This is a genomic window from Neisseria flavescens (assembly GCF_001618065.1).
Classification (GTDB): domain Bacteria; phylum Pseudomonadota; class Gammaproteobacteria; order Burkholderiales; family Neisseriaceae; genus Neisseria; species Neisseria flavescens_A.
In genome coordinates this window covers 127,910-147,867 of record NZ_LAEI01000041.1, presented here as the reverse complement: position 1 = coordinate 147,867, position 19,958 = coordinate 127,910, and the positions used below count along the sequence as shown (strand labels likewise).

Genomic DNA, 19,958 nt, shown 5'->3' with positions numbered 1-19,958 from the left:
TTCAGACAGCCTTTATTTGTGTTTCAACACCAGCTTGAACACGCCGTCGGTCTCGCTCGATTCCAACAAGACATGTCCGGTCTGACGGCAAAACGCTTCAAAATCGCCGGGCGCGCCGCCATCAGTAGCCAATACGGTCAGCACTTCTCCTTCCTGCATTTGCGCCAAAGCTTTTTTGGCACGCAAAATCGGCAACGGGCATTTCAAACCGATGACATCCAGAGTTTGTGTATTCATGATAAAAACTCGTCATATTAATCAGAATTAACGTCAATTATACCGCACTTACTTGCACCCCACCCTGCAAGCCCATAAAATAAAGCCGTTTTTCACTTTGGAGCTGTCTATGCGCCGTTTTGCCCTTCTCGCTCTCAGCCTTGCCGCGACTCAAGCATTTGCTTTGGGTTTCAGCCAAAAGGATACGCTGACCAACACGCGTTATCAGGAAAGCCCTGAAGAAGTTGCCGCACGCGAGTTTAAAGAACACAAAGCCGAGTTGCCGCCCCTGCCCGATACCCAATCGGGCGATTGGTTCGACCTCTATGTCAACGAAACCTACGGCAAGCAGCCCAAAATCCTGCTCAGCAGTCTGCAAATCATGCCTGCGCCTGACAACAGCATCCGCTACGTCTTGAACGTGCGCTCCGACAAAGGCTACGACAACCTCTCCGTCGAAGGCCTCTATTGCGCCCGTACGTCCTTTACTTACAGCAACGACAAGCGTTCGTCTTACAAAGTATTCGCTTACGGCGACACAGTAAACCACCGCTGGATCGAGCCGCGCAAAGGCGATTGGAAGCTGATCGGCAATGCGTTCAGCCGCAACGATGCCCTGCATACTGCCCTGTATCAGGCATTCTGTATCGACGGCATGCCGACAACGGTCGAAGGCTTGGTACAACGTTTGAAAGAACGCGGCGGCCGTCACAGCACAACGCTGACCAACCACGACAAATAAACTGCTTTAATCAACAAAAAGGCCGTCTGAAATTTTTCAGACGGCCTTGTCTTTCAAGACGGCTTAGAATTTGTGATACAAGCCCACAGAAGCAGCTTTTTGTTCAACGCCGCCTTTGTTGGCCGCAGTCAGACGGGTTTTGTTGCCGACTTTCAGATACGCCAGTTGGGCATTGATGCCGGTGCGTTTGCTGAAGGTGTATTGACCGCCGACAACGACTTGGTCGAATTTATCCACCAATTTCTCGCCGCTGTTCACGCCCTTGGCAGGCCAGCCGTGTGCGTAAGTAATGCGTGGGGTCACGTTGCCGAATTTGTAGCCGACAGTTACCGCTGCATCAACTACTTTTACGGCTTCAGATTTGCCTGTATCGACAGTAATGTCACTACCCTTGTACTCATTAAAACCATCGGTGAAATAGCCTAAATATTCGTTGCCTGTCTCATGGCCTTTGGCATAGTGTACGCCGCCGCCGACAAAGAGATTGTCTTTATCGTAATAAGTTTCGACTTTGGCGATTTGCGCCGCTTTGACTTTGCCTGATTTGTCGGTGTACGCGCCGTTGTAGTGACCGTAAGCCGCATTGGCGGTAAAGCCATTTTTAGAGAAACTCACGCCGCCGGTGTATTGGTCTTTGGCCGGTTTGCTGTGCGTGTATTTGTCTGAAGGATTGCGGTTGTCGCGCGGTGCGTAAGACACATTGAATTTGAATCCGCCGAAATCCGGGCTGTCGTAGCGTACGGCGGCGTTGCGGTTGCCGGTACGGGTAAAGATGCCCAAGCCTGCGGCATTGGTTTTGTACATCCATGGATCGATGGTGTCCATTTCATTCAGCATATTGCTGAGTTTACCGGCGCGAATCTTACCGAAGTTACCTTGCAGGCCGATGAAGGAGTCCCGAGTGGCAAAACCTTGGGAACCGCCGGTAATGGCTGTTTTTTGTTCTACCTGCCAAATGGCTTTCAAATCGCCGCCCAAGTTCTCGCTGCCTTTGAAACCGATACGGGAAGTATTGTCATTGATGCTGGTTGCGGTAGAGCTGGTTTCAGAACCTGCATCACCTTTGATTTTTACTTGACCGACGGTCACGCTGCTTTTGATTTGACCATACAGAATCACTTCTGCAGATGCAGCCAGCGGCAAACCGGCAATAACCAAAGCGATAATCGATTTTTTCATTATTCTCTCCAAAACAAAGTTAAAATCTCGTGAAAACACGTTTAGCAATATTAATGTTTTCCAACGCTACAAACAACTACTTTCATCTTGAGAAACACTTTTATTCATTAGAGTTTAGACTTTTTACAACATTTTCAAATAAAACAGGCCGTCTGAAAGAAATTTCAGACGGCCTCTCCCATTCAAAGTCACGACAAGGACAATCTTCCTCTTATTGTAATCATTTAATCAAAAATGATTGCTTGATAAATGTTTGCCATATATCAACCCAATATTCCCAAATTGCCACTATCATTAACTTACTTCTTATGAAGAAGTTTTTTATATCAATAATTTATTTGGTATAAATTTTCCTTTTACCTAATATAAATAAACAGGAGCCCTTATGTTGAACAAACATCTCTTTTTATCTTTGCTAATGGCTGTCTCTACTGCAGCGGTATCCGCCGAAACCCATCATGCACATTGGTCTTACACAGGTGAAAACGATGCTGCACACTGGGGCGATTTGAGTGAAGACTTTGCTGTCTGCAAAACAGGTAAACAGCAATCTCCAGTGGACTTCTCCACAACAAAAGCAGTAAAAGGCAAACAACCGGCATACCGTTACAACGTCGCCGACTACAAAGTAGAAAATAACGGCCACACCCTTCAAGCCACGCCGCAAGGCAAGGCCCAAACCATCGTGATTAACGGTAAAACCTATACCTTCAAACAATTCCACTTCCATACGCCGAGCGAACATACTTTCAAAGGCAAACATTTTCCAATGGAAGCGCATTTCGTTCATCAAGCCGAAGACGGCACTTTGGCGGTCATCGGCTCTGTATTTAAACCGGGCAAAAACAACCCTGCCTTGTCCGCGCTCACTGCCAAAAAACTGAAAGCGGGCGAATCCGTAACGTTGAAAAACTTGAATATCCAAGCCCTGCTGCCTAAAGATAGCAAGTACTTCCAACTGAAAGGCTCGCTGACAACACCGCCTTGCAGCGAAAACGTGACTTGGGTTGTCTTAAAAACTCCGGTTCAGGCAGATGCGGCGCAGTTTAAAGCCATGCGCGATATTATCGGCGGCGAAAACAACCGTCCCGTACAACCTTTGAACGACCGCGAAGTCAATGAAGACAAATAACTTCTAAGGCCGTCTGAAAACAAAAAAGCACCCGGATAACGGGTGCTTTTTCAATCACATCAATCAGACTTTTTTGTTACCCAACGCGGCTTTCACAAACGCGCTGAACAAAGGATGGCCTTTGCGCGGATTGGAAGTAAATTCCGGATGGAACTGACACGCGAAGAACCAAGGATGATTTGGCAATTCGATGGTTTCAACCAAACGCTCGCGGCCTGCGGATACGCCGCCAATGACCAAACCGGCTTTTTCCAACTGAGGAACATAGTTGTTGTTGACCTCGTAGCGGTGGCGATGACGTTCGCGGATATGTTCGCTGCCGTAGATTTTTGCAGCAAGGCTGCCCGGTTTGAGGTCAACTTCTTGCGCACCCAAACGCATGGTACCGCCCAAATCGGCAGATTCGTCACGGGTTTCTACGCTGCCGTCGGCAGTTTGCCATTCGTCAATCAGGGCAACGACAGGCGCGGCGCATTTCAAGTCAAACTCGGTAGAGTTCGCACCTTTCAAACCTGCAACATCGCGGGCGTACTCAATCAGGGCAATTTGCATGCCCAAGCAGATGCCCAAGTATGGTACGTTGTTTTCACGCGCATAGCGTACAGCGGCAATTTTGCCTTCTACACCGCGTGAACCAAAGCCGCCCGGCACCAAAATCGCGTCCATGTCTTTGAGCATGGAAACGTCGCCATTGCTCTTCTCGATGCTTTCACTGTCGACAAAGGTAATTTGTACGTCGGTTTCAGTATGAATACCGGCGTGTTTCAGGGCTTCGATCAGCGATTTGTAGGACTCGGTCAAATCAACGTATTTGCCGACCATTGCGATTTTGACGGTGTGTTTCGGATTTTGAATCGCGTGAACGATTTTCTTCCATTCGGTCAAATCGGCTTGTTTGACATTCAGTTGGAGCTGCTCGGTAATGATGCTGTCGATGCCTTGGTTGTGCAGCATTTCAGGGCATTCGTAAATGCTGTCCACATCGTAGCTGCCCACGATGGCGCGTTCTTCAACGTTACAGAACAAAGCAATCTTACGGCGCTCGTCCGCAGGCATTTCTCTGTCCATACGGCAGATCAGAATGTCCGGTTGCAAACCGATGCTCAACATTTCTTTAACGGTATGCTGGGTTGGTTTGGTTTTGATTTCGCCGGCGGCGGCAATGTAAGGAACATAGCTCAGGTGGGCAAACAATGTATTGTTGCGGCCGAGCTGGCTGCGCATTTGGCGGATGGCTTCCAAAAAAGGCAACGATTCGATATCGCCGACTGTACCACCGATTTCGACAATCGCCACATCATAACCGGCCGCGCCTTCATGGATACGGCGTTTAATTTCATCGGTAATGTGCGGAATCACTTGTACGGTACCGCCCAAATAGTCGCCGCGACGCTCTTTGGCAATCACGTTTTCATAGACTTGGCCGGTACTGAAGCTGTTGCGGCGGGTCATGGTGGCGTTGATGAAACGCTCATAGTGACCGAGGTCGAGGTCGGTTTCCGCGCCGTCATCGGTTACGAATACTTCACCGTGTTGAAACGGGCTCATGGTACCCGGGTCAACGTTGATATACGGGTCAAGCTTAAGCATGGTCACGTTCAAGCCACGCGACTCGAGAATAGTAGCAATAGAAGCGGCGGCGATACCTTTACCCAAAGAAGATACAACGCCGCCGGTTACGAAAATAAATTTAGTCATGATGCGATACCCATGTTGGAATGTGTGATTTTAACTTGAAGCAGCATATTCTGGCAAACGGCAAAAGCTTCAGGCCGTCTGAAAACAGCGTTTTCAGACGGCCTTATCATACTGATTCTATATATCAGCGCAGCTCGCGGCGCAGGATTTTGCCAACGTTGGATTTTGGCAACTCGTCGCGGAATTCGATGTCTTTCGGCACTTTATACGCCGTCAGTTCTTTGCGGCAGAAATCGATCAGTTCTTCCTTGGTCAAAGACGGGTCTTTGCGTACGACGAAGACCTTAATCGCTTCACCGGTTTTCTCGCTTGCCACTCCGATACAGGCGACTTCCAAGACTTTGTCGTTGCTGGCCACCACTTCTTCGATTTCGTTCGGATATACATTGAAACCGGATACCACAATCAAATCTTTTTTGCGGTCCACCAGCTTCAGCCAGCCTTTTTCATCCATCACGGCAATGTCGCCGGTCTCCAAAAAGCCGCGCGCATCAATTGCTTTGGCGGTTTCTTCAGGACGGTTCCAATAGCCTTTCATCACTTGCGGACCGCGTACCCACAATTCGCCCGGCTGTCCGATAGGCACTTCTTTGCCGTCCGCATCGCGTAATTCGACTTCGGTCGAAGGAACCGGCAAACCGATACCACCGCTGTAAGCCTCGATATTCAAAGGATTGCAACATACGCCCGGGCTGGCTTCGGTCAAGCCGTAAGCTTCCACAATCGGCGTACCGGTGATTTTTTTCCATTTTTCCGCCACGGCTTTTTGCGTTGCCATACCGCCGCCCAAAGTCAGCTTCAAACGGGAAAAATTGACTTCAGCGAAATCAGGACGGTTGACCATCGCATTAAACAAGGTATTCACACCGATGAACACGCTGATCGGCTCTTTTTTCAATTCGCCGATAAACCCCTTCATATCGCGAGGGTTGGTAATCAGGATGATTTTAGAACCGGTATTAGCGAAAATCATCAGGTTTACCGTCAAGGCAAAGATATGATAAAGCGGCAACGCGGCAATAACCGTTTCTTTGCCTTCGTGCAGGCTGTTTTTAATCCATTCTTTTGCCTGCAACATATTGGCGCAGATATTGCCATGACTGAGGACGGCACCTTTTGCCAAACCGGTCGTGCCGCCTGTATATTGCAGCAAGGCAGTATCGTCGCGCGTCAATTCGACAGACTTGAACGTATTTGCCGCACCTTGCTTCAAGGCCGTCTGAAAAGTCACGGTATTGGGAATGCGGTATTCCGGTACCATTTTTTTCACTTTGCGGATGACGAAGTTCATCAACGCGCCCTTAATCATGCCGAACATCTCGCCGACCGATGCCACAATCACATGTTTGATTTGCGTACGCGGCAACACCAATTCTAGCGTATTGGCAAAATTCTCCAACACGACAATCGTTGTCGCACCGCTGTCTTTCAACTGATGCTCCAACTCGCGCGGCGTATAAAGCGGATTGGTATTTACTGCCACCAAACCTGCCTGCAAAATACCGAAAAGCGCAATCGGATATTGCAAAACGTTCGGCATCATAATCGCCACACGCTCACCGCGCGGCAGTTTCAATACGTTTTGCAGATAAGACGCAAAATCGGTCGCCAACTTGCCCACTTCGGCATAAGTCAGCGTTTTACCCATGTTTTGAAAAGCAGGTTTATCCGAAAATTTCTCAACACTTTGACGGAATACGTCGCTGATGGAGCTGTACTGAGAGATATCGATTTCGGGGTTGACACCTTGTTCGTAGCTTTTGAGCCAGAGTTTTTCCATATTGATCAGTCTTTTATTGAGTCGTTTTTTAGAATCGAGGCCGTCTGAAGGCTTTATTTAATCCGCCGCTTCGTTTTCAGACGGCCCTTTTATTAAGCAGTAATGATGACAGGCTTGTCGGTGGACATAATGATACCGCCGCCCAAGCACACATCGCCGTCGTACAATACCGCAGATTGTCCGGGGGTTACCGCCCATTGCGGCTCATCAAAGACAAGCTCAATGGTTTCATCATCCAAGTAACGTAACGTGCAAGGCGCGTCAGCCATACGGTAGCGCGTTTTGCAGGTATAGCGTCCTTCTTTCGGACGTTCGGGCAATGTGAAACTCAAATCGTTCATAATCAGGCTTTGCGTATAAAGCAAAGGATGGTCATGGCCTTGGACGACAATCAGTTCGTTTTTGGTCAAATCCTTGGCCGCAACAAACCATGGTTCTCCTGCGCCGCCGATACCCAAGCCTTTGCGTTGGCCCAACGTGTAAAACATCAAGCCGACGTGTTCGCCGACTACTTTGCCTTCAGGGGTAACCATTTTGCCATTATTGGTCGGTAGGTATTTTTGCAGAAATTCGCGGAACGGGCGTTCGCCGATAAAGCAGATGCCGGTACTGTCTTTTTTGGTTGCAGTCGGTAATTTGAATTCTTCGGCAAGATGGCGGACTTCAGGTTTCTCCAATTCGCCCAATGGGAAAATCGCGCGCTCAAGTTGGAAAGGCTTGAGGCGGTACAGGAAATAGCTTTGGTCTTTGTTTTGATCCAAGCCTTTGAGCAGGTAATGCACGCCGTTGCGAACTTCTTTTCGGGCATAGTGTCCGGTGGCAATGGTATCGGCGCCCTGCTCTATGGCATAGTCCAAAAAGCATTTGAATTTAATTTCGGCATTGCACAAGACATCCGGATTTGGCGTGCGGCCTGCGCTGTATTCTTTGAGAAAATAGGCAAATACGTTGTCTTTGTATTGTGCGGCGAAATTGACGATGTCGATGTCGATGCCGATGATATCGGCAACGGCAATGGCATCGAAGGAATCTTGTTTGATGCTGCAATATTCGTCGTTGTCGTCATCTTCCCAGTTCTGCATGAACACGCCGCTGATTTGATGGCCTTGCTGTTTGAGCAGGGCCGCGGTAACGGATGAATCGACGCCGCCGGAAAGGCCGACGATGATGTTTGCTGGTGTGTTGTGAGTATTCATGAGCAGAATGTGGGTTTCAAATGCATTTTTTAAAGCGTGATTTTAGCACATTTTGATTTGACGACAGGAAAGGCCGTCTGAAAGCCCAATGACTTTCAGACGGCCTTTATATGCAAATTCAAGCAATTAGTGCTGATGCGCGCCACCGTGAGCACCGTGGTCGTGACCGTGATCCATACCGGATTGTGGTGCGGTTTTCACTTCCAGCTCGACAGTTTGAGGTTTCGCGTTTTTGAATTTCAGGGTTACAGGCACTTTTTCGCCTTCTTTCAATTGTTTTTTCAAACCCATGAACATAACGTGGTAGCTGCCTGGTTTCAGCTCGGTTACGCCTTTTGCAGCCAAAGGCACGCCGCCTTTAACTTCGCGCATACGCATAACACCGTTGTCGTTAATATGGGTGTGTACTTCAACGCGTTCTGCAACAGGGCTGCTGCCGCCTACCAAGAAGTCTTGTTTGGCTTCATCGTTTTGGATTTTCATGAATGCGCCACCCATTTTCATACCTTCGACAGTGGCACGTGCCCAACCGTCTTCAATATGGATACCGGCTGCAGATACGGAAGTTGCCAAGCCTGCCAGAATCAGGGTTGCCATTAATTTTTTCATGTTTTGCTCCTTGTGTTTGCCAAATGGCTGGGATATACAGCCTTCATCTTACAACCAAAGGCCGTCTGAAAACTTTGATATAGATTAATTAATACTATCTAATCCTAATGAATTACCATATTACCACATTTTTAAGCAGTTAATGCAATAATCCAAACAATAAATAACATGAACAAAGCCATCAGTTGCGCGGCCGAACCGGCATCTTTGGCACGCTTGGCCAGCTCGTGTTTTTCAGTAGAGGTATGGTCAACGGCTGCCTCGATGGCGGTATTAAACAATTCGGTAATCAATGAAATAAACGATGCAACAATGAGCACCATTTTGGTGGCCGGGCCGAAATCAAGGAACAATGCCAAGACAATTAAAATCAGGTTCAGCCAAAGAACTTGGCGAAATGCGCTTTCATAACGATACGCGGCAGCCAGTCCGTCTTTGGAATAACCAAACGCATTGATAATGCGCTTGATGCCGTTTTTGCCTTTTTTTCAGATGCGTAGGAGGATGGTTCCATCATATTCTCAACATAAAAAGGCCGTCTGAAAAGAAACGGTCGGGTCAATTTTCAGACGGCCTTTGGGTTTATTGTTTTGCCCAAGATGCTACGGCATTTGCGAACATGGCGGCAACGTCGAAATCTTTTTGCTTCATGATTTCTTGGAAGCCGGTCGGGCTGGTTACATTGACTTCGGTCAGGTTGTTGCCGATGACATCCAAACCGGCAAGCAAAATACCGCGACGCTTCAATTCAGGCGCAAGGGTTTCTGCAATCTCACGGTCGCGCTCGCTCAATTCCTGCGCCACGCCTCGGCCGCCAGCAGCCAAGTTGCCGCGCGTTTCGCCGTTTTGCGGAATACGCGCCAAAGCATACGGAACAACTTCCCCGCTGATAATCAGAATGCGCTTGTCGCCATGTACGATTTCAGGAATATAACGTTGCGCCATGATGGTGCGTGAATCAAGCTGCATCAGGGTTTCAAGGATACTGCCGATATTGGGGTCGGATTCGATCAGACGGAAAATGCCCATACCACCCATGCCGTCCAACGGTTTGATGATGATGTCGCCGTGTTCTTTCAAAAAGGCACGGACATCGGCGGAACGTGTGGTAACCAAAGTCGGCGCGGTAAACTGGCTGAAGTTCAAAATCGCCAATTTCTCATTGAAATCACGCATTGCTTGTCCGCTGTTAAATACTTTTGCGCCCTGCTGCTCTGCCAAAGTTAAAAACTGGGTCGCATACAGATATTGCATATCAAACGGCGGATCAGTGCGCATAATGACCGCATCGAAATCTTTTAAGGCCGTCTGAACTTTTGCTTCTGATTTAAACCATTCGTGATCGTCATCGTTCTTCGCACCGACAAACTCAAATGCTGCTGCCTGAGCCACTACCAAACCTTCACGGACGGACAATTCTCCGCTCAAGGTATGAAAAAGCTGCCAACCGCGCTTTGCCATTTCACGCATCATGGCGTAAGTAGTGTCTTTATAGGTTTTAAAACTTGCCATTGGATCGGCGATAAACAGGACTTTCATCAAAATTTCCTTGTAAACAGACGATATAATCATACCTTGTATTCTGCCTGCCTGAAAAGGTGGCAAAATATAGAAAAGGCCGTCTGAATCCTATTTTCAGACGGCCTTGAGGCTTTTAGGCGGCTGCCAAATGCAAGAGTTCGGCGGCATGGCTGCGTGTGGTATCGGTAATAATTTCGCCACCCAGCATACGCGCGATTTCCTCAATGCGCTGATGATGGTTCAACACGCTGATTTCGCTGACGGTTTGCTCCCCTTCGCTATGCTTGCGGACCTGCCAATGGTTTTCACCGCAAGAGGCGACTTGAGGAAGATGGGTTACCGCCAAGACTTGATGTTTTTTACCTAAGGCACGCAAAGCTTTACCGACCATTTCAGCGACGCCGCCACCAATACCGGTATCCACTTCGTCGAAAATCAATGTCGGCACTTGTGTGTATTGGCTGGCAACCACTTGCAAAGCCAAGCTGATACGCGCCAATTCGCCGCCGGAAGCCACTTTGTTCAAAGGACGTGACGGATTGCCTTTATTCGCCGCCACTTGGAATTGCACCTGCTCCAGACCATGTGCGGTCGGCGAAGACGGCAACAAAACGATGTCAAAACGTGCGCCCTTCATGGCCAAATGCTGCATATGCTCGGTGGTCTCTTCGCCCAAACGGCCGGCTGCCTGATGGCGCATGGCGGAGAGAATATGCGCGGCATCGTGGTATTCGGCAAGATTGCGTGCGACTGTATTTTCCAAGGTTTCCAAATCGGCAGCTGCTTGCAGGTTTTGCAGGCGCTCGTCGATTTCTGCCAACTTTTGCGGCAACTCTTCCGGCTCAATGCGGTATTTGCGCGCCATGCTCATCAATTCGCCCATACGGCTTTCTTGTGCGGCCAATTCATTAGGATCGATGTCGCTGCGACCGGCTACATCGCGCATATTGGCACTGATTTCACCCAACTCGGCTTCAATACTTACCAACATATTCAGACTCTCGGCAAAGCGCGGCTCAATGTTTTGCAGATTGCCCAGCAGTTTTTGGCATTGGTAGATTTGACGTTGGATACCGTTGTCCCCATCTATGCTGTCGCCCACCTGTTCGGCGGTTTGCAACAACTCGGCCGAATGCGCCAGGCTGTCGTGGCTTTGGCTTAAGGTTTCCCACTCGTTGGGCTTGAGCTCCAATTGGTTCAATTCATTAAACTGCCATTCCAAACGCTCGCGTTCGATAGCCATGGTTTCTGCCTGTTCTTGCGCCTCTTGTAGTGCCTTTTTCGCATTGACCCAATTTTGATAAAGCTGTTTGACCGTTTCTGCCTGCTCTTTGCTGCCGGCAAACGCATCTAACAACTCGCGTTGTGCAGATTCTTGATTCAACGAATGATGGGCATTTTGGCCGTGAATATCGATTAACTGCTCGCCAATGGCTTTCAGCTGCGCCAATGTTGCTGCCTGATTATTGATATAACTGCGGCTTTTACCCTTGGCATCGATAATACGGCGGATGCTGAGCTCTTCCGCATCTTCTTCCAAAAGGCCTTGCTCCTGCAGCTGCGCTTTCAGTTCGGGCAAACCGCTGATGTCGAACAAAGCCGACAACTGCGCTTCTTTGGCGCCGCTTCGCACTTGGCTATAATCGGCTTTATCGCCCAACAACAGGCCAATCGCGTCCAGAGTAATCGATTTGCCTGCGCCGGTCTCGCCCGTCAATACGGTAAAGCCGTTTTGAAAATCAAGATTCAGGTTTTCAACAATGACAAAATCACGCAAAGAAAGTGCCAACAGCATTGCAGTATTCCTTAGTAAATCACCCGCACCTATGCGGAATAGCTTTAGATAAACTGATTATAACTAAGATTTTTTATAGTTTGAATCAGATTTTTCTTATAATTTATCTAAGATATTTATTTTAAACAACTTATTTTTTAAGCAGGCAATAAAAAGGCCGTCTGAATATTGCTACATTTTCAGACGGCCTAAATTTGCTTTATTCTGCCAGCTCTACTTGTTCATGCCCCATTAATTCCTGCCCTACTCCGGCAAGCAGGTTCAGATAACGCTCATACTGCTTGAGCATATCGGCAATCATTCTTTTTGCGTCATATATTGCACATCGTATCCATCGCGCCCATCCGAGAAATACGTCAACGGTATGAACGTTACCGCATATTTGAAATGAGGCAGGCTGTCTTCGCGAATCAACTGATCGGTAATTTCCCGCTTTACGGATTTAATCCCATAGACAAAATCCCTTACCGTCCCTTTATGCACCACCAGCTCCACCGATGGCTCATCCTGTTGCAACAGGCAACGGATTTCTACGTCCATATTGTATTTTTCGGTCAATTCGTTTTTCAATTCCTGCATTGCCGGAAGCGCCGTATTTTTCATAAATTTGATGATATCGACTTCCTGCGTCTGATTCATCATTTGGCCAAGGCGTTCCCTCCAATGATCGCCCGACCAGAAAATACTGCTCGGATTGACGGCGGTTGCAAAATAGTTGGCATCGTTGTTCAGGGCTTTCCACAAAGAAACCATCATAAAAATCATCAACACCGCAAATGGCAGAGACGCAATCAGGGTCATGGTTTGCAAGATAGGCAAACCCCCGGCACCCAGCAACACAATGGCCACAGCCGAAATCAACATACCCCACATAACCGATTGCCACTTGGGCGAAGCCAGCCCTTTATCGCGCGAAGCAATATTGTTCAGCACATAAATGCCTGAGTCGGCAGAAGTGATAAAAAACAGCGCAATCACCAGCAATGCCACCAAGCTGCTGACAACCGGCCATGGCAAATAATTCAAAAAGGCAAACAACAGTTTTTCAGGCTCGTTAGTCAAGGCAGACAAGGCGCCGTTTGCCACATGCGTGTCCAGCCACAAGGCCGAATTACCAAATACGGTAAACCACAAAATACTCATCAGGCTAGGCACTGCTAATACGCCAAAAATAAATTCGCGGATGGTTCTGCCTCGTGAAATTCGGGCAATGAACAAACCGACAAAAGGCGACCACGAACACCACCAAGCCCAATACAACACCGTCCAGCCGGTAAACCATTTTGTATGCTCAGGCTCATAGGTATATGACTTAAAGCTGAACGAAACGAAGTTGCTCAAATAAGTGCCCAAATTGTCGCTGAATGCAAAAATCAAATACGTCGTCGGCATACTCAGCAAGACAAACAGCATTAAAGTCAGTGCCAATACCAAGTTGGTTTCACTCAAAATTTTGACGCCTTTTCCCACGCCCGAAGTTGCGGAAAATATGGCAATCGCCATCACAACAACGATAATGCCGACCTGCAAGACATAGCTGTTGTCCTGCACCCAGCCCATCTTCAACAAACCGGAACCCATTTGTGCCGCGCCAAATCCCAAGGTTGTGATAATACCGAACAAAGTCGCAATCAAAGCCATCACATCGATGGCATCGCCCATTTTGCCGTTGATTTTGTCTTTTAAAATCGGATAAAAGCAGGAGCGCAACGCCAGCGGCAATTTATAGCGGAAACCGAAATACGCCAAGGCAAGCGCAATGATTCCGTAGATTGCCCAGGCATGAATCCCCCAGTGGAACACCGTATGCAGAATCGCCTCTTGCGCATTGCCTTTGGCAATCGGGGAAGAGAAATGCGATAAAGGCTCGGCCACACCGAAAAACATCAAGCCCACGCCCATACCGGCTGCAAACAGCATAGCCAACCATGATAAAAACGAAAACTCAGGTTCGTCCTCGTTTGTACCCAACCTGATACTGCCAAGGCTGCTGATGGGAAGCGCCAATAAGAAAATAAGGAATACAGAGAAAGTCAGAATGTAAAACCAGCTGACATTTTGAAAGATAAACTGCTTCATGGCATTTAACAAAGCCTCAGTATTTTGAGGCCAAACCAAAGCAGCTGACAAAAGCAAAAGGACGAAGAAAAGCGTAATACCGACCACGCTTGGGTTGAAAGAAGATTTGTTTTGAATGAATTGTTTGAATTTCATATCGGTTCCGTAGTTGATACAGCGCATATTTGAAGAACAAACGGGCTGCCGATTGATAAAGAGAGAAACGTTTCCGTATGTCTTCTCAAACTATTCCAGAACGAGAGATATTTATTCTAATGATTTTTTAAATTATATCACAAAATCAATAAGTTATTAAAATAAATGAAAATTATATTTAAAATCATGATGTTATACAACAATAAAGGCCGTCTGAAACATGATTGTTTCAGACGGCCTTTACATTCAAATCAGTTAATCAATCTGTTTCCTGATTCAACTGCTTCTTCAGCTTCCTCATCACCTGTCGGCGGCGTTTCCATCAAATCAGGCAACACCAGCTCGCCCAATTCAGTCAGCGGCGGCAACTCTTCCAAACTTTCTAAACGCAAATCGCTTAAGAATGTTGCCGTGGTTGCCCACAAAGCCGGACGGCCGACAGAATCACGGTGGCCGATGACTTCAATCCAGCCCCTATCCTGCAAGGTCTGCATCACATTTTGCGACACCGCCACACCGCGTATGCCTTCGATATCGCCACGCGTTACCGGTTGCTGATAGGCAATAATCGCCAGCGTTTCCATCACGGCGCGGGAATAACGCGGCGCGCGCTGCTCTTGCAGGCTGCCCAGTCGTTCAAATGCAGCTTGGGCGACTTGGAAGCGCCAGCCCTCATGGGTATGCACCAGTTGCAAAGCCCTGCCCTGCCAGCGAGCCTTCAGTTGCGCCAACACGTCAATCAGCTTGTCTTGCGACAACGGCGGCACGCACAATTCGCGCATGGCTTTTTCGTTTAAGGGTTCGACTTGCGTCAACAGCGCCGCTTCAATCAGCGCATCGGGAGAAAGTTTTTCAGTCATAATAAAATCAATGTTCAGACGGCATAAACAGCCAAAGGCCGTCTGAAAGATAATATGGTCAACGGTTTGTTACGCGCTCAAATGCGCTTTCAGTTTTTCTTCGTCCAAAAACCAATGGCAAATTTCGGTATCGCCATCCAGCAAGACAGGTACCAGCTCATTGTACTTTTCTTCTAAAACCGGATCGGCATCGACATCAACAATATCCAGCTCAAATCCAAACTGCTCCTGATAAGGCTTTAATTGTTCGCGCATTTTGTGGCACAGGCTGCAATATTCCCGAAACATCAAGGTCAGTTTCATGGCGGTTACTCTCGGAGGGACAAAAGCGGCCATTGTATAGCAAAATGCCGCCAAACCATACAGGCATGAGAAAGGCCGTCTGAACAGGCGCGAAACGAAATCAAGGATTTCTATCACGCCTTCAGACGGCCTTTGTGTATATTCTAAAATTAAGACTGAACGTTGATACCGGCAGTCACGGTATTTTGGGCACTGCTTGCAGTCAAAAATGACGCTGCCAATTCGCCGCAGCAACCGCAACAAGTCGCCACGCCCAATTGAGCCTGTAAATCGCTCATGGTGGTTGCACCGGCGGCGATGGTCTCTTTGATGTCGTGGTCAGTAATGGCGTTGCAGATGCAGACAAACATGATGTGCTCCAATAATTTTGTTACCCTCTGTAATTGAGAGTAGGATTTATTCTTGAACGTAAATATAAATAAAAACGGTTTGCATTGCAATATTGGCACTGTCCTTTTGTTTTGAAATTTTTCTATGTAAATTTGTATTTTGATTGTTATTTTATAAATAATAAACTTTATAACCGTTCAGACGGCCTCAATAACAAAAAGCGGCATCTTCGAGATGCCGCCTTTATTTATGAACGGGAATGGTGTTCATCGACCATGTTTTTCAAACGGATATTGGCAACATGGGTATAAATCTGCGTGGTATTGATGTCAGAATGTCCCAACATCATCTGGACCGAACGCAAATCGACGCCGTGATTGACCAAATGCGTGGCAAAAGCATGGCGCAAACCGTGCGGACTGAGCGAAGCAATACCGGCCGCTTCGGCATATTCTTTGACTATCATCCATGCAAGCTGACGGCTGATGCCGCTGCGTTTCTGGCTGACAAACACTTCGTCGCAAATTTTGTTTTTCAGCAATAACGGGCGCGATTCGTTGCAATAGCGTTCCACCCAATATGCCGCTTCCTGTCCCAACGGAACCAGACGCAATTTGTCGCCCTTGCCTATGGTACGGATACTGCCGCGATGTAAATCGATATCGCTGAGCGTCAATTTGACGGCTTCGGTCACGCGCAAACCTGTTGCATACATGACTTCAAGCAAGGCTTTGTCGCGCAGCCCGTGCAGCGTTTCCACATCCGGCGCAGCCAGCAGCGCATCGATTTGGGCTTCGGTAATCAGCGTGGGCAGTTTGCGTTCAGATTTCGGCGCCTTGAGAAAACGGGTGGGATTGTCTGCTCTTTGGCCTGTTTCTTCCAACCAGCCGTACATACGCTTGCAAGCTGACAATGCCCGCGCTTGGGACGTACTTTTTTCCCCTTCCGCATACACGGCATCAGACAGGGAAAATTCATCGGCACTCAACCAATCCTGCCCGCCCTCGGCCAAACGCGCGGCGACTTTGACCAAATCACGGCGGTAACTTTGCAGCGTATTGTGGCTGAGCCGGTCTTGCAGCCAAAGGGATTCAAGCAGCTTGTCTATTAAATCGTCCATACTCATCAAACTGTATTGAAAGGCCGTCTGAACGGCATGACTTTACATCCGTTCAGACGGCCTTAGGTTTTCAAAGCCCTATTTTAAGAGGCTTGAGAAATTGTATCCAACACTTCCTGTGCGTGTCCGGCCACTTTGACTTTGCGCCATTCATGGGCGATTTCGCCGTTTTCGTCCAGCACAAACGTGCTGCGCTCGATGCCGAGGGATTCTTTGCCGTAAAGCTTTTTCAGCTTGATCACGTCAAACAGTTTGCAGACAGTTTCTTCTTTGTCGCTCAACAATTCAAACTGGAAGCCTTGTTTAGCGCAGAAATTCTGATGCGATTTGACACCGTCGCGCGAAATGCCGACAACGGTATAGCCCAATGCTTTGAATTGTTCCAATCGGGCATTGAAATCCAAGCCTTCGGTGGTACAACCGGGCGTGCTGTCTTTAGGATAAAAATAGACAACCAACGGCAAATGTTCGGCGGAGTTAAAATCGCTGCCGGAAGAAGATGGGAGTGTGAATTGATATTTTGACATATTATTCCTTTCAGACGGCCTAAATTTAGCCTGCATTCATTTTTCGCTTAAATTCAAATAACTGCGCGTGCCTTGAAAATCTTCCAATGCGCGCAACAAAAGCTGGAAGTGGTCGTCATTGCCAGCCAAATCCAACTCATCGGCATTGACGGTCAGCAAAGGTGCGCTTTGATACAAATGGAAGAAATGGCTGTATTCGTCATGCACCCGTCCCAAATAGCCTTCGGGGAACAAGCTGATAATGCCTTCGTGACGTTTTTGCAGGCGTTTGCGGTTGTTTTCAACGGCGGTTTGCAGATAAATCACCACATCGGGCTCCGCGTATTGCGGCAGAATGCGTTGCTTCATATCGGCAAAAAGCTGCTGCTCGTCATCATTCAAAACGATGGGCGTAAAAATACGGTCTTTTTCCGGTAGAAAATCAGCCACAACCATTCCGCCTTGCGCACATTGGTCTTCAATAATATTCACGCTTTCAGCGCGGCGCGTCAGGAAGAAAAGCTCGGCAGCCAAGCCATTATTGGAAACATTGCTGTAAAACTTCATGAGAAACGGATTGTGATCCGGATTCTCCGACAACAGCAACGCGCTGAAATGCTCTGCCAAGCGGCGGCTCAAAGCGGTCTTGCCGCTACCGATGGCACCTTCGACAACAATATAACGAGGGTTCATAGTAACTCTTTGTAATGTGTTTCCCAACAATATTTTATAGCAAAAAAGGCGTGTCCAACACGCCCTTTCTTGTTTTCGTCCGTTTTTCAGACGGCCTTTATTCTTTCAACAGGCGAATACCCTGCCCGCCCAAAGCCTGAGCCAAATCAGCCGCACGGCCATGCTCGCCCAACTCGAAATTCGGAAGAATTTCAGCCAACGGCAACATAACGAAACTGCGCTCATGCGCGCGCGGATGCGGCAAAGTCAGATGAGGGTCATCGCTGCGGATACCGTCAAAATCGATGATGTCCAAATCCAAAGTGCGCGGCGCATTACGGAAGGTACGTTCGCGCCCAAATTCGACCTCGATGCGGTTTAACTCCGCCAACAGCGCTACGCCGTCCAATGATGTTTTCACGGTACAAACGGCGTTCACAAAATCGGGCTGATCGTCATAACCAACCGGCGCAGTCAGATACAGGGAAGATGTTTTTTCGAGCCGGATATGAGGATGCGCGGCCAATTCGGCCAAAGCGGAGCGAACCTGTTCGGCAGGATTGGCGAGATTGCTGCCCAAAGCGATAACGGCAAAATGCGGATACATTTCAGACGGCCTCTTTTAAAACGGCAGCGTTTTGGTCTTGGCAAGGAAAACAATCGTAGCAACACACGACATGGCCAAAACATAGACGATATAGAATTTCGGCGAACGCGGACGCGAACGCATCATAATCATGCCCAATACAATATAAACCAGCAACAGCAGGATTTTCATGCCGAGCCACGGCGCATTGAACGGCGAAAAATGGGTAATCTTCATCAGCCACAAGCCGGTAAACAGCAACATGGTGTCGTTCAAATGCGGCATGGCTTTCCAAATGCCAGCCAATGGCTTCTCAGGATGACGCCAGAGCAGGAAAAAACGTATGTTGAACAACAGGATGGTAATGGCAACGAAAATCTGATGGCTGTATTTTACAAACAGATATTGCATGGCAGTTTCTTATGTTAAGGGTTGAAAAACAAAGCAGCTATTTTACCGCAAACATCTATTTCTGACGCAACTTTTCAATCGCCAGCAGATAGGGAGGCGCATTACGGCGGTTGACAAAGCCATAGCGTAACACGGCAAAGGCTTCCTGCGGCAAAGTTTCCGCCCATTGCACAATCGCTTCAGCCTCTATTCGGCCGGCTTCATGCCCCGGGTACAATACCGCCACGGCAAGCCCGCCCTCTTTCAGCAAACCCAAAGTATCCGTCAGCGCACGGATACTGCTTGCCGCCTCAGTTGTACAGCTTTTATCGCCGCCCGGCAGCCAACCGAAATTAAATACTGCGGCATCTAAAGGCTCGTCGATATAAGACGAAAGGTTTTCATGGCCGTCATGTATCCGGGCTACCCAACCATCTACGCCGTTTTCTTTCAGACGGCCTTGAGTCTGCATTAATGCTTTAGATTGCACATCAAACGCCCACACCTTACCCGTCTCGCCAACCGACTGCGCCAACAGCAAAGTATCATGCCCGTTTCCGGCCGTCGCATCCAAAGCGCGGCCGCCTGCTTTTAAGGCTTGTCGTAACAGGAAGTGGGCAAAGGGAAGAATGTTTTCAAGCAGCATGATAAAGGTCGTCTGAAAATAAAAATACCCTACCGCAAAAGCGGTAAGGTATTGAAAAACAGGAATGCGTTACATCATTTATTCGGCAGGTTGTTGCACAGTCTCAACTTGAACCGGAGCAGCTGCGGCAGCGGCTTGAGGTTGTTTGTTTTCGTGCTGCAGGCTGACTGCGCGTGCAGGAACGATTGTTGAGATAGCGTGTTTGTAAACCATTTGAGTGACGGAAGTATTACGCAGCAGAACAACGTACTGGTCGAACGATTCCACTTGACCTTGCAGCTTAATGCCGTTTACCAAGTAGATCGAAACCGGAACGTGCTCTTTACGCAACGCATTCAAAAAAGGATCTTGTAACATTTGTCCTTTAGCTGTCATATTCTTGAGCTCCATTATTATGATTGTAAAGACGCCAAAATCGGCGTTTGATGGGATTGTAGCCCCGAATAGGATAAATTACCAACTA

Annotated in this window: 20 protein-coding genes and 2 pseudogenes; 2 read left to right on the top strand and 20 right to left on the bottom strand. The window is 48.1% G+C overall.

Annotated features, from left to right (window positions below):
• Nucleotides 1-12: 12 nt before the first annotated feature.
• The gene (locus TW89_RS06075) at nucleotides 13-237 is read right to left on the bottom strand and encodes a sulfurtransferase TusA family protein (RefSeq protein WP_128580862.1); all 225 of its coding nucleotides are present in this window, start codon (nucleotides 235-237) and stop codon (nucleotides 13-15) included.
• Nucleotides 238-346: 109 nt separating this feature from the next.
• Between TW89_RS06075 and TW89_RS06070 the strand changes: the two genes are divergently transcribed.
• The gene (locus TW89_RS06070; protein ID WP_164836706.1) at nucleotides 347-958 is read left to right on the top strand and encodes a CNP1-like family protein; all 612 of its coding nucleotides are present in this window, start codon (nucleotides 347-349) and stop codon (nucleotides 956-958) included.
• A gap of 63 nt (nucleotides 959-1,021) precedes the next feature.
• Here TW89_RS06070 and TW89_RS06065 read toward each other — a convergent pair whose 3' ends face one another.
• A complete protein-coding gene (locus TW89_RS06065; RefSeq protein WP_128580860.1) occupies nucleotides 1,022-2,137 on the bottom strand; it encodes a porin in 1,116 nt (371 codons plus the stop codon).
• Nucleotides 2,138-2,522: 385 nt separating this feature from the next.
• Between TW89_RS06065 and TW89_RS06055 the strand changes: the two genes are divergently transcribed.
• Entirely contained in the window at nucleotides 2,523-3,269 is a 747-nt protein-coding gene (locus tag TW89_RS06055) for a carbonic anhydrase (protein ID WP_128580858.1), read from the top strand.
• A 63-nt stretch (nucleotides 3,270-3,332) separates the two neighbouring features.
• Here TW89_RS06055 and TW89_RS06050 read toward each other — a convergent pair whose 3' ends face one another.
• The 18 genes and pseudogenes from TW89_RS06050 to hfq form a co-directional block, all read right to left on the bottom strand.
• Nucleotides 3,333-4,967, bottom strand: a complete 1,635-nt coding sequence (locus TW89_RS06050) for a CTP synthase (RefSeq protein WP_128580857.1) — start codon at nucleotides 4,965-4,967, stop codon at nucleotides 3,333-3,335.
• 124 nt (nucleotides 4,968-5,091) lie between these two features.
• Nucleotides 5,092-6,747, bottom strand: coding sequence for an AMP-binding protein (locus tag TW89_RS06045; protein WP_128580856.1), 1,656 nt, complete (start codon nucleotides 6,745-6,747; stop codon nucleotides 5,092-5,094).
• Between the two features lie 92 nt (nucleotides 6,748-6,839).
• On the bottom strand, nucleotides 6,840-7,943 hold the full coding sequence (mnmA, locus tag TW89_RS06040) for a tRNA 2-thiouridine(34) synthase MnmA (protein WP_128580855.1): 1,104 nt from the start codon (nucleotides 7,941-7,943) through the stop codon (nucleotides 6,840-6,842).
• A 126-nt stretch (nucleotides 7,944-8,069) separates the two neighbouring features.
• Nucleotides 8,070-8,552 (bottom strand): copper chaperone PCu(A)C, encoded by a 483-nt coding sequence (locus TW89_RS06035; protein WP_049348010.1) that lies wholly within the window; start codon nucleotides 8,550-8,552, stop codon nucleotides 8,070-8,072.
• A gap of 131 nt (nucleotides 8,553-8,683) precedes the next feature.
• A pseudogene (locus TW89_RS06030) lies at nucleotides 8,684-9,066 on the bottom strand (diacylglycerol kinase).
• A 68-nt stretch (nucleotides 9,067-9,134) separates the two neighbouring features.
• A complete protein-coding gene (gene gshB, locus TW89_RS06025; protein ID WP_128580854.1) occupies nucleotides 9,135-10,091 on the bottom strand; it encodes a glutathione synthase in 957 nt (318 codons plus the stop codon).
• 115 nt (nucleotides 10,092-10,206) lie between these two features.
• Nucleotides 10,207-11,868, bottom strand: a complete 1,662-nt coding sequence (recN, locus tag TW89_RS06020; RefSeq protein WP_128580853.1) for a DNA repair protein RecN — start codon at nucleotides 11,866-11,868, stop codon at nucleotides 10,207-10,209.
• Between the two features lie 199 nt (nucleotides 11,869-12,067).
• Nucleotides 12,068-14,082: pseudogene (locus TW89_RS06015) on the bottom strand (BCCT family transporter).
• A gap of 251 nt (nucleotides 14,083-14,333) precedes the next feature.
• The gene (gene scpB, locus TW89_RS06010; RefSeq protein ID WP_128580852.1) at nucleotides 14,334-14,942 is read right to left on the bottom strand and encodes an SMC-Scp complex subunit ScpB; all 609 of its coding nucleotides are present in this window, start codon (nucleotides 14,940-14,942) and stop codon (nucleotides 14,334-14,336) included.
• 69 nt (nucleotides 14,943-15,011) lie between these two features.
• The gene (locus TW89_RS06005) at nucleotides 15,012-15,245 is read right to left on the bottom strand and encodes a glutaredoxin family protein (protein ID WP_070461515.1); all 234 of its coding nucleotides are present in this window, start codon (nucleotides 15,243-15,245) and stop codon (nucleotides 15,012-15,014) included.
• A gap of 149 nt (nucleotides 15,246-15,394) precedes the next feature.
• Nucleotides 15,395-15,595, bottom strand: a complete 201-nt coding sequence (locus tag TW89_RS06000; RefSeq protein WP_003681978.1) for a (2Fe-2S)-binding protein — start codon at nucleotides 15,593-15,595, stop codon at nucleotides 15,395-15,397.
• A gap of 227 nt (nucleotides 15,596-15,822) precedes the next feature.
• On the bottom strand, nucleotides 15,823-16,701 hold the full coding sequence (gene xerD / locus TW89_RS05995; protein WP_128580851.1) for a site-specific tyrosine recombinase XerD: 879 nt from the start codon (nucleotides 16,699-16,701) through the stop codon (nucleotides 15,823-15,825).
• Nucleotides 16,702-16,778: 77 nt separating this feature from the next.
• On the bottom strand, nucleotides 16,779-17,222 hold the full coding sequence (locus TW89_RS05990) for a peroxiredoxin (RefSeq protein ID WP_003683206.1): 444 nt from the start codon (nucleotides 17,220-17,222) through the stop codon (nucleotides 16,779-16,781).
• A gap of 36 nt (nucleotides 17,223-17,258) precedes the next feature.
• Nucleotides 17,259-17,894 carry a deoxynucleoside kinase gene (locus TW89_RS05985; protein WP_070590983.1) on the bottom strand — a complete coding sequence of 212 codons (636 nt, stop codon included), beginning with the start codon at nucleotides 17,892-17,894 and terminating at the stop codon, nucleotides 17,259-17,261.
• A 97-nt stretch (nucleotides 17,895-17,991) separates the two neighbouring features.
• A complete protein-coding gene (folK, locus tag TW89_RS05980; protein ID WP_128580850.1) occupies nucleotides 17,992-18,480 on the bottom strand; it encodes a 2-amino-4-hydroxy-6-hydroxymethyldihydropteridine diphosphokinase in 489 nt (162 codons plus the stop codon).
• Between the two features lie 15 nt (nucleotides 18,481-18,495).
• A complete protein-coding gene (locus tag TW89_RS05975; RefSeq protein WP_003681989.1) occupies nucleotides 18,496-18,870 on the bottom strand; it encodes a SirB2 family protein in 375 nt (124 codons plus the stop codon).
• A gap of 55 nt (nucleotides 18,871-18,925) precedes the next feature.
• On the bottom strand, nucleotides 18,926-19,495 hold the full coding sequence (locus TW89_RS05970) for a class I SAM-dependent methyltransferase (RefSeq protein ID WP_128580849.1): 570 nt from the start codon (nucleotides 19,493-19,495) through the stop codon (nucleotides 18,926-18,928).
• A 78-nt stretch (nucleotides 19,496-19,573) separates the two neighbouring features.
• Entirely contained in the window at nucleotides 19,574-19,870 is a 297-nt protein-coding gene (hfq, locus tag TW89_RS05965; protein WP_036493792.1) for an RNA chaperone Hfq, read from the bottom strand.
• Between the last annotated feature and the right edge of the window lie 88 nt (nucleotides 19,871-19,958).

Coding starts and splice junctions, on each gene's coding strand:
- TW89_RS05990 (WP_003683206.1), bottom strand. CDS start 17,222: ATGTCAAAATATCAATTCACACTCCCATCTTCTTCCGGCAGCGATTTT.
- TW89_RS05975 (WP_003681989.1), bottom strand. CDS start 18,870: ATGCAATATCTGTTTGTAAAATACAGCCATCAGATTTTCGTTGCCATT.
- TW89_RS06005 (WP_070461515.1), bottom strand. CDS start 15,245: ATGAAACTGACCTTGATGTTTCGGGAATATTGCAGCCTGTGCCACAAA.
- TW89_RS06000 (WP_003681978.1), bottom strand. CDS start 15,595: ATGTTTGTCTGCATCTGCAACGCCATTACTGACCACGACATCAAAGAG.
- TW89_RS05970 (WP_128580849.1), bottom strand. CDS start 19,495: ATGCTGCTTGAAAACATTCTTCCCTTTGCCCACTTCCTGTTACGACAA.
- TW89_RS06065 (WP_128580860.1), bottom strand. CDS start 2,137: ATGAAAAAATCGATTATCGCTTTGGTTATTGCCGGTTTGCCGCTGGCT.
- mnmA (WP_128580855.1), bottom strand. CDS start 7,943: ATGAATACTCACAACACACCAGCAAACATCATCGTCGGCCTTTCCGGC.
- xerD (WP_128580851.1), bottom strand. CDS start 16,701: ATGAGTATGGACGATTTAATAGACAAGCTGCTTGAATCCCTTTGGCTG.
- TW89_RS06075 (WP_128580862.1), bottom strand. CDS start 237: ATGAATACACAAACTCTGGATGTCATCGGTTTGAAATGCCCGTTGCCG.
- TW89_RS06055 (WP_128580858.1), top strand. CDS start 2,523: ATGTTGAACAAACATCTCTTTTTATCTTTGCTAATGGCTGTCTCTACT.
- TW89_RS05985 (WP_070590983.1), bottom strand. CDS start 17,894: ATGAACCCTCGTTATATTGTTGTCGAAGGTGCCATCGGTAGCGGCAAG.
- TW89_RS06045 (WP_128580856.1), bottom strand. CDS start 6,747: ATGGAAAAACTCTGGCTCAAAAGCTACGAACAAGGTGTCAACCCCGAA.
- hfq (WP_036493792.1), bottom strand. CDS start 19,870: ATGACAGCTAAAGGACAAATGTTACAAGATCCTTTTTTGAATGCGTTG.
- TW89_RS06070 (WP_164836706.1), top strand. CDS start 347: ATGCGCCGTTTTGCCCTTCTCGCTCTCAGCCTTGCCGCGACTCAAGCA.
- gshB (WP_128580854.1), bottom strand. CDS start 10,091: ATGAAAGTCCTGTTTATCGCCGATCCAATGGCAAGTTTTAAAACCTAT.
- TW89_RS06050 (WP_128580857.1), bottom strand. CDS start 4,967: ATGACTAAATTTATTTTCGTAACCGGCGGCGTTGTATCTTCTTTGGGT.
- recN (WP_128580853.1), bottom strand. CDS start 11,868: ATGCTGTTGGCACTTTCTTTGCGTGATTTTGTCATTGTTGAAAACCTG.
- scpB (WP_128580852.1), bottom strand. CDS start 14,942: ATGACTGAAAAACTTTCTCCCGATGCGCTGATTGAAGCGGCGCTGTTG.
- TW89_RS06035 (WP_049348010.1), bottom strand. CDS start 8,552: ATGAAAAAATTAATGGCAACCCTGATTCTGGCAGGCTTGGCAACTTCC.
- folK (WP_128580850.1), bottom strand. CDS start 18,480: ATGTATCCGCATTTTGCCGTTATCGCTTTGGGCAGCAATCTCGCCAAT.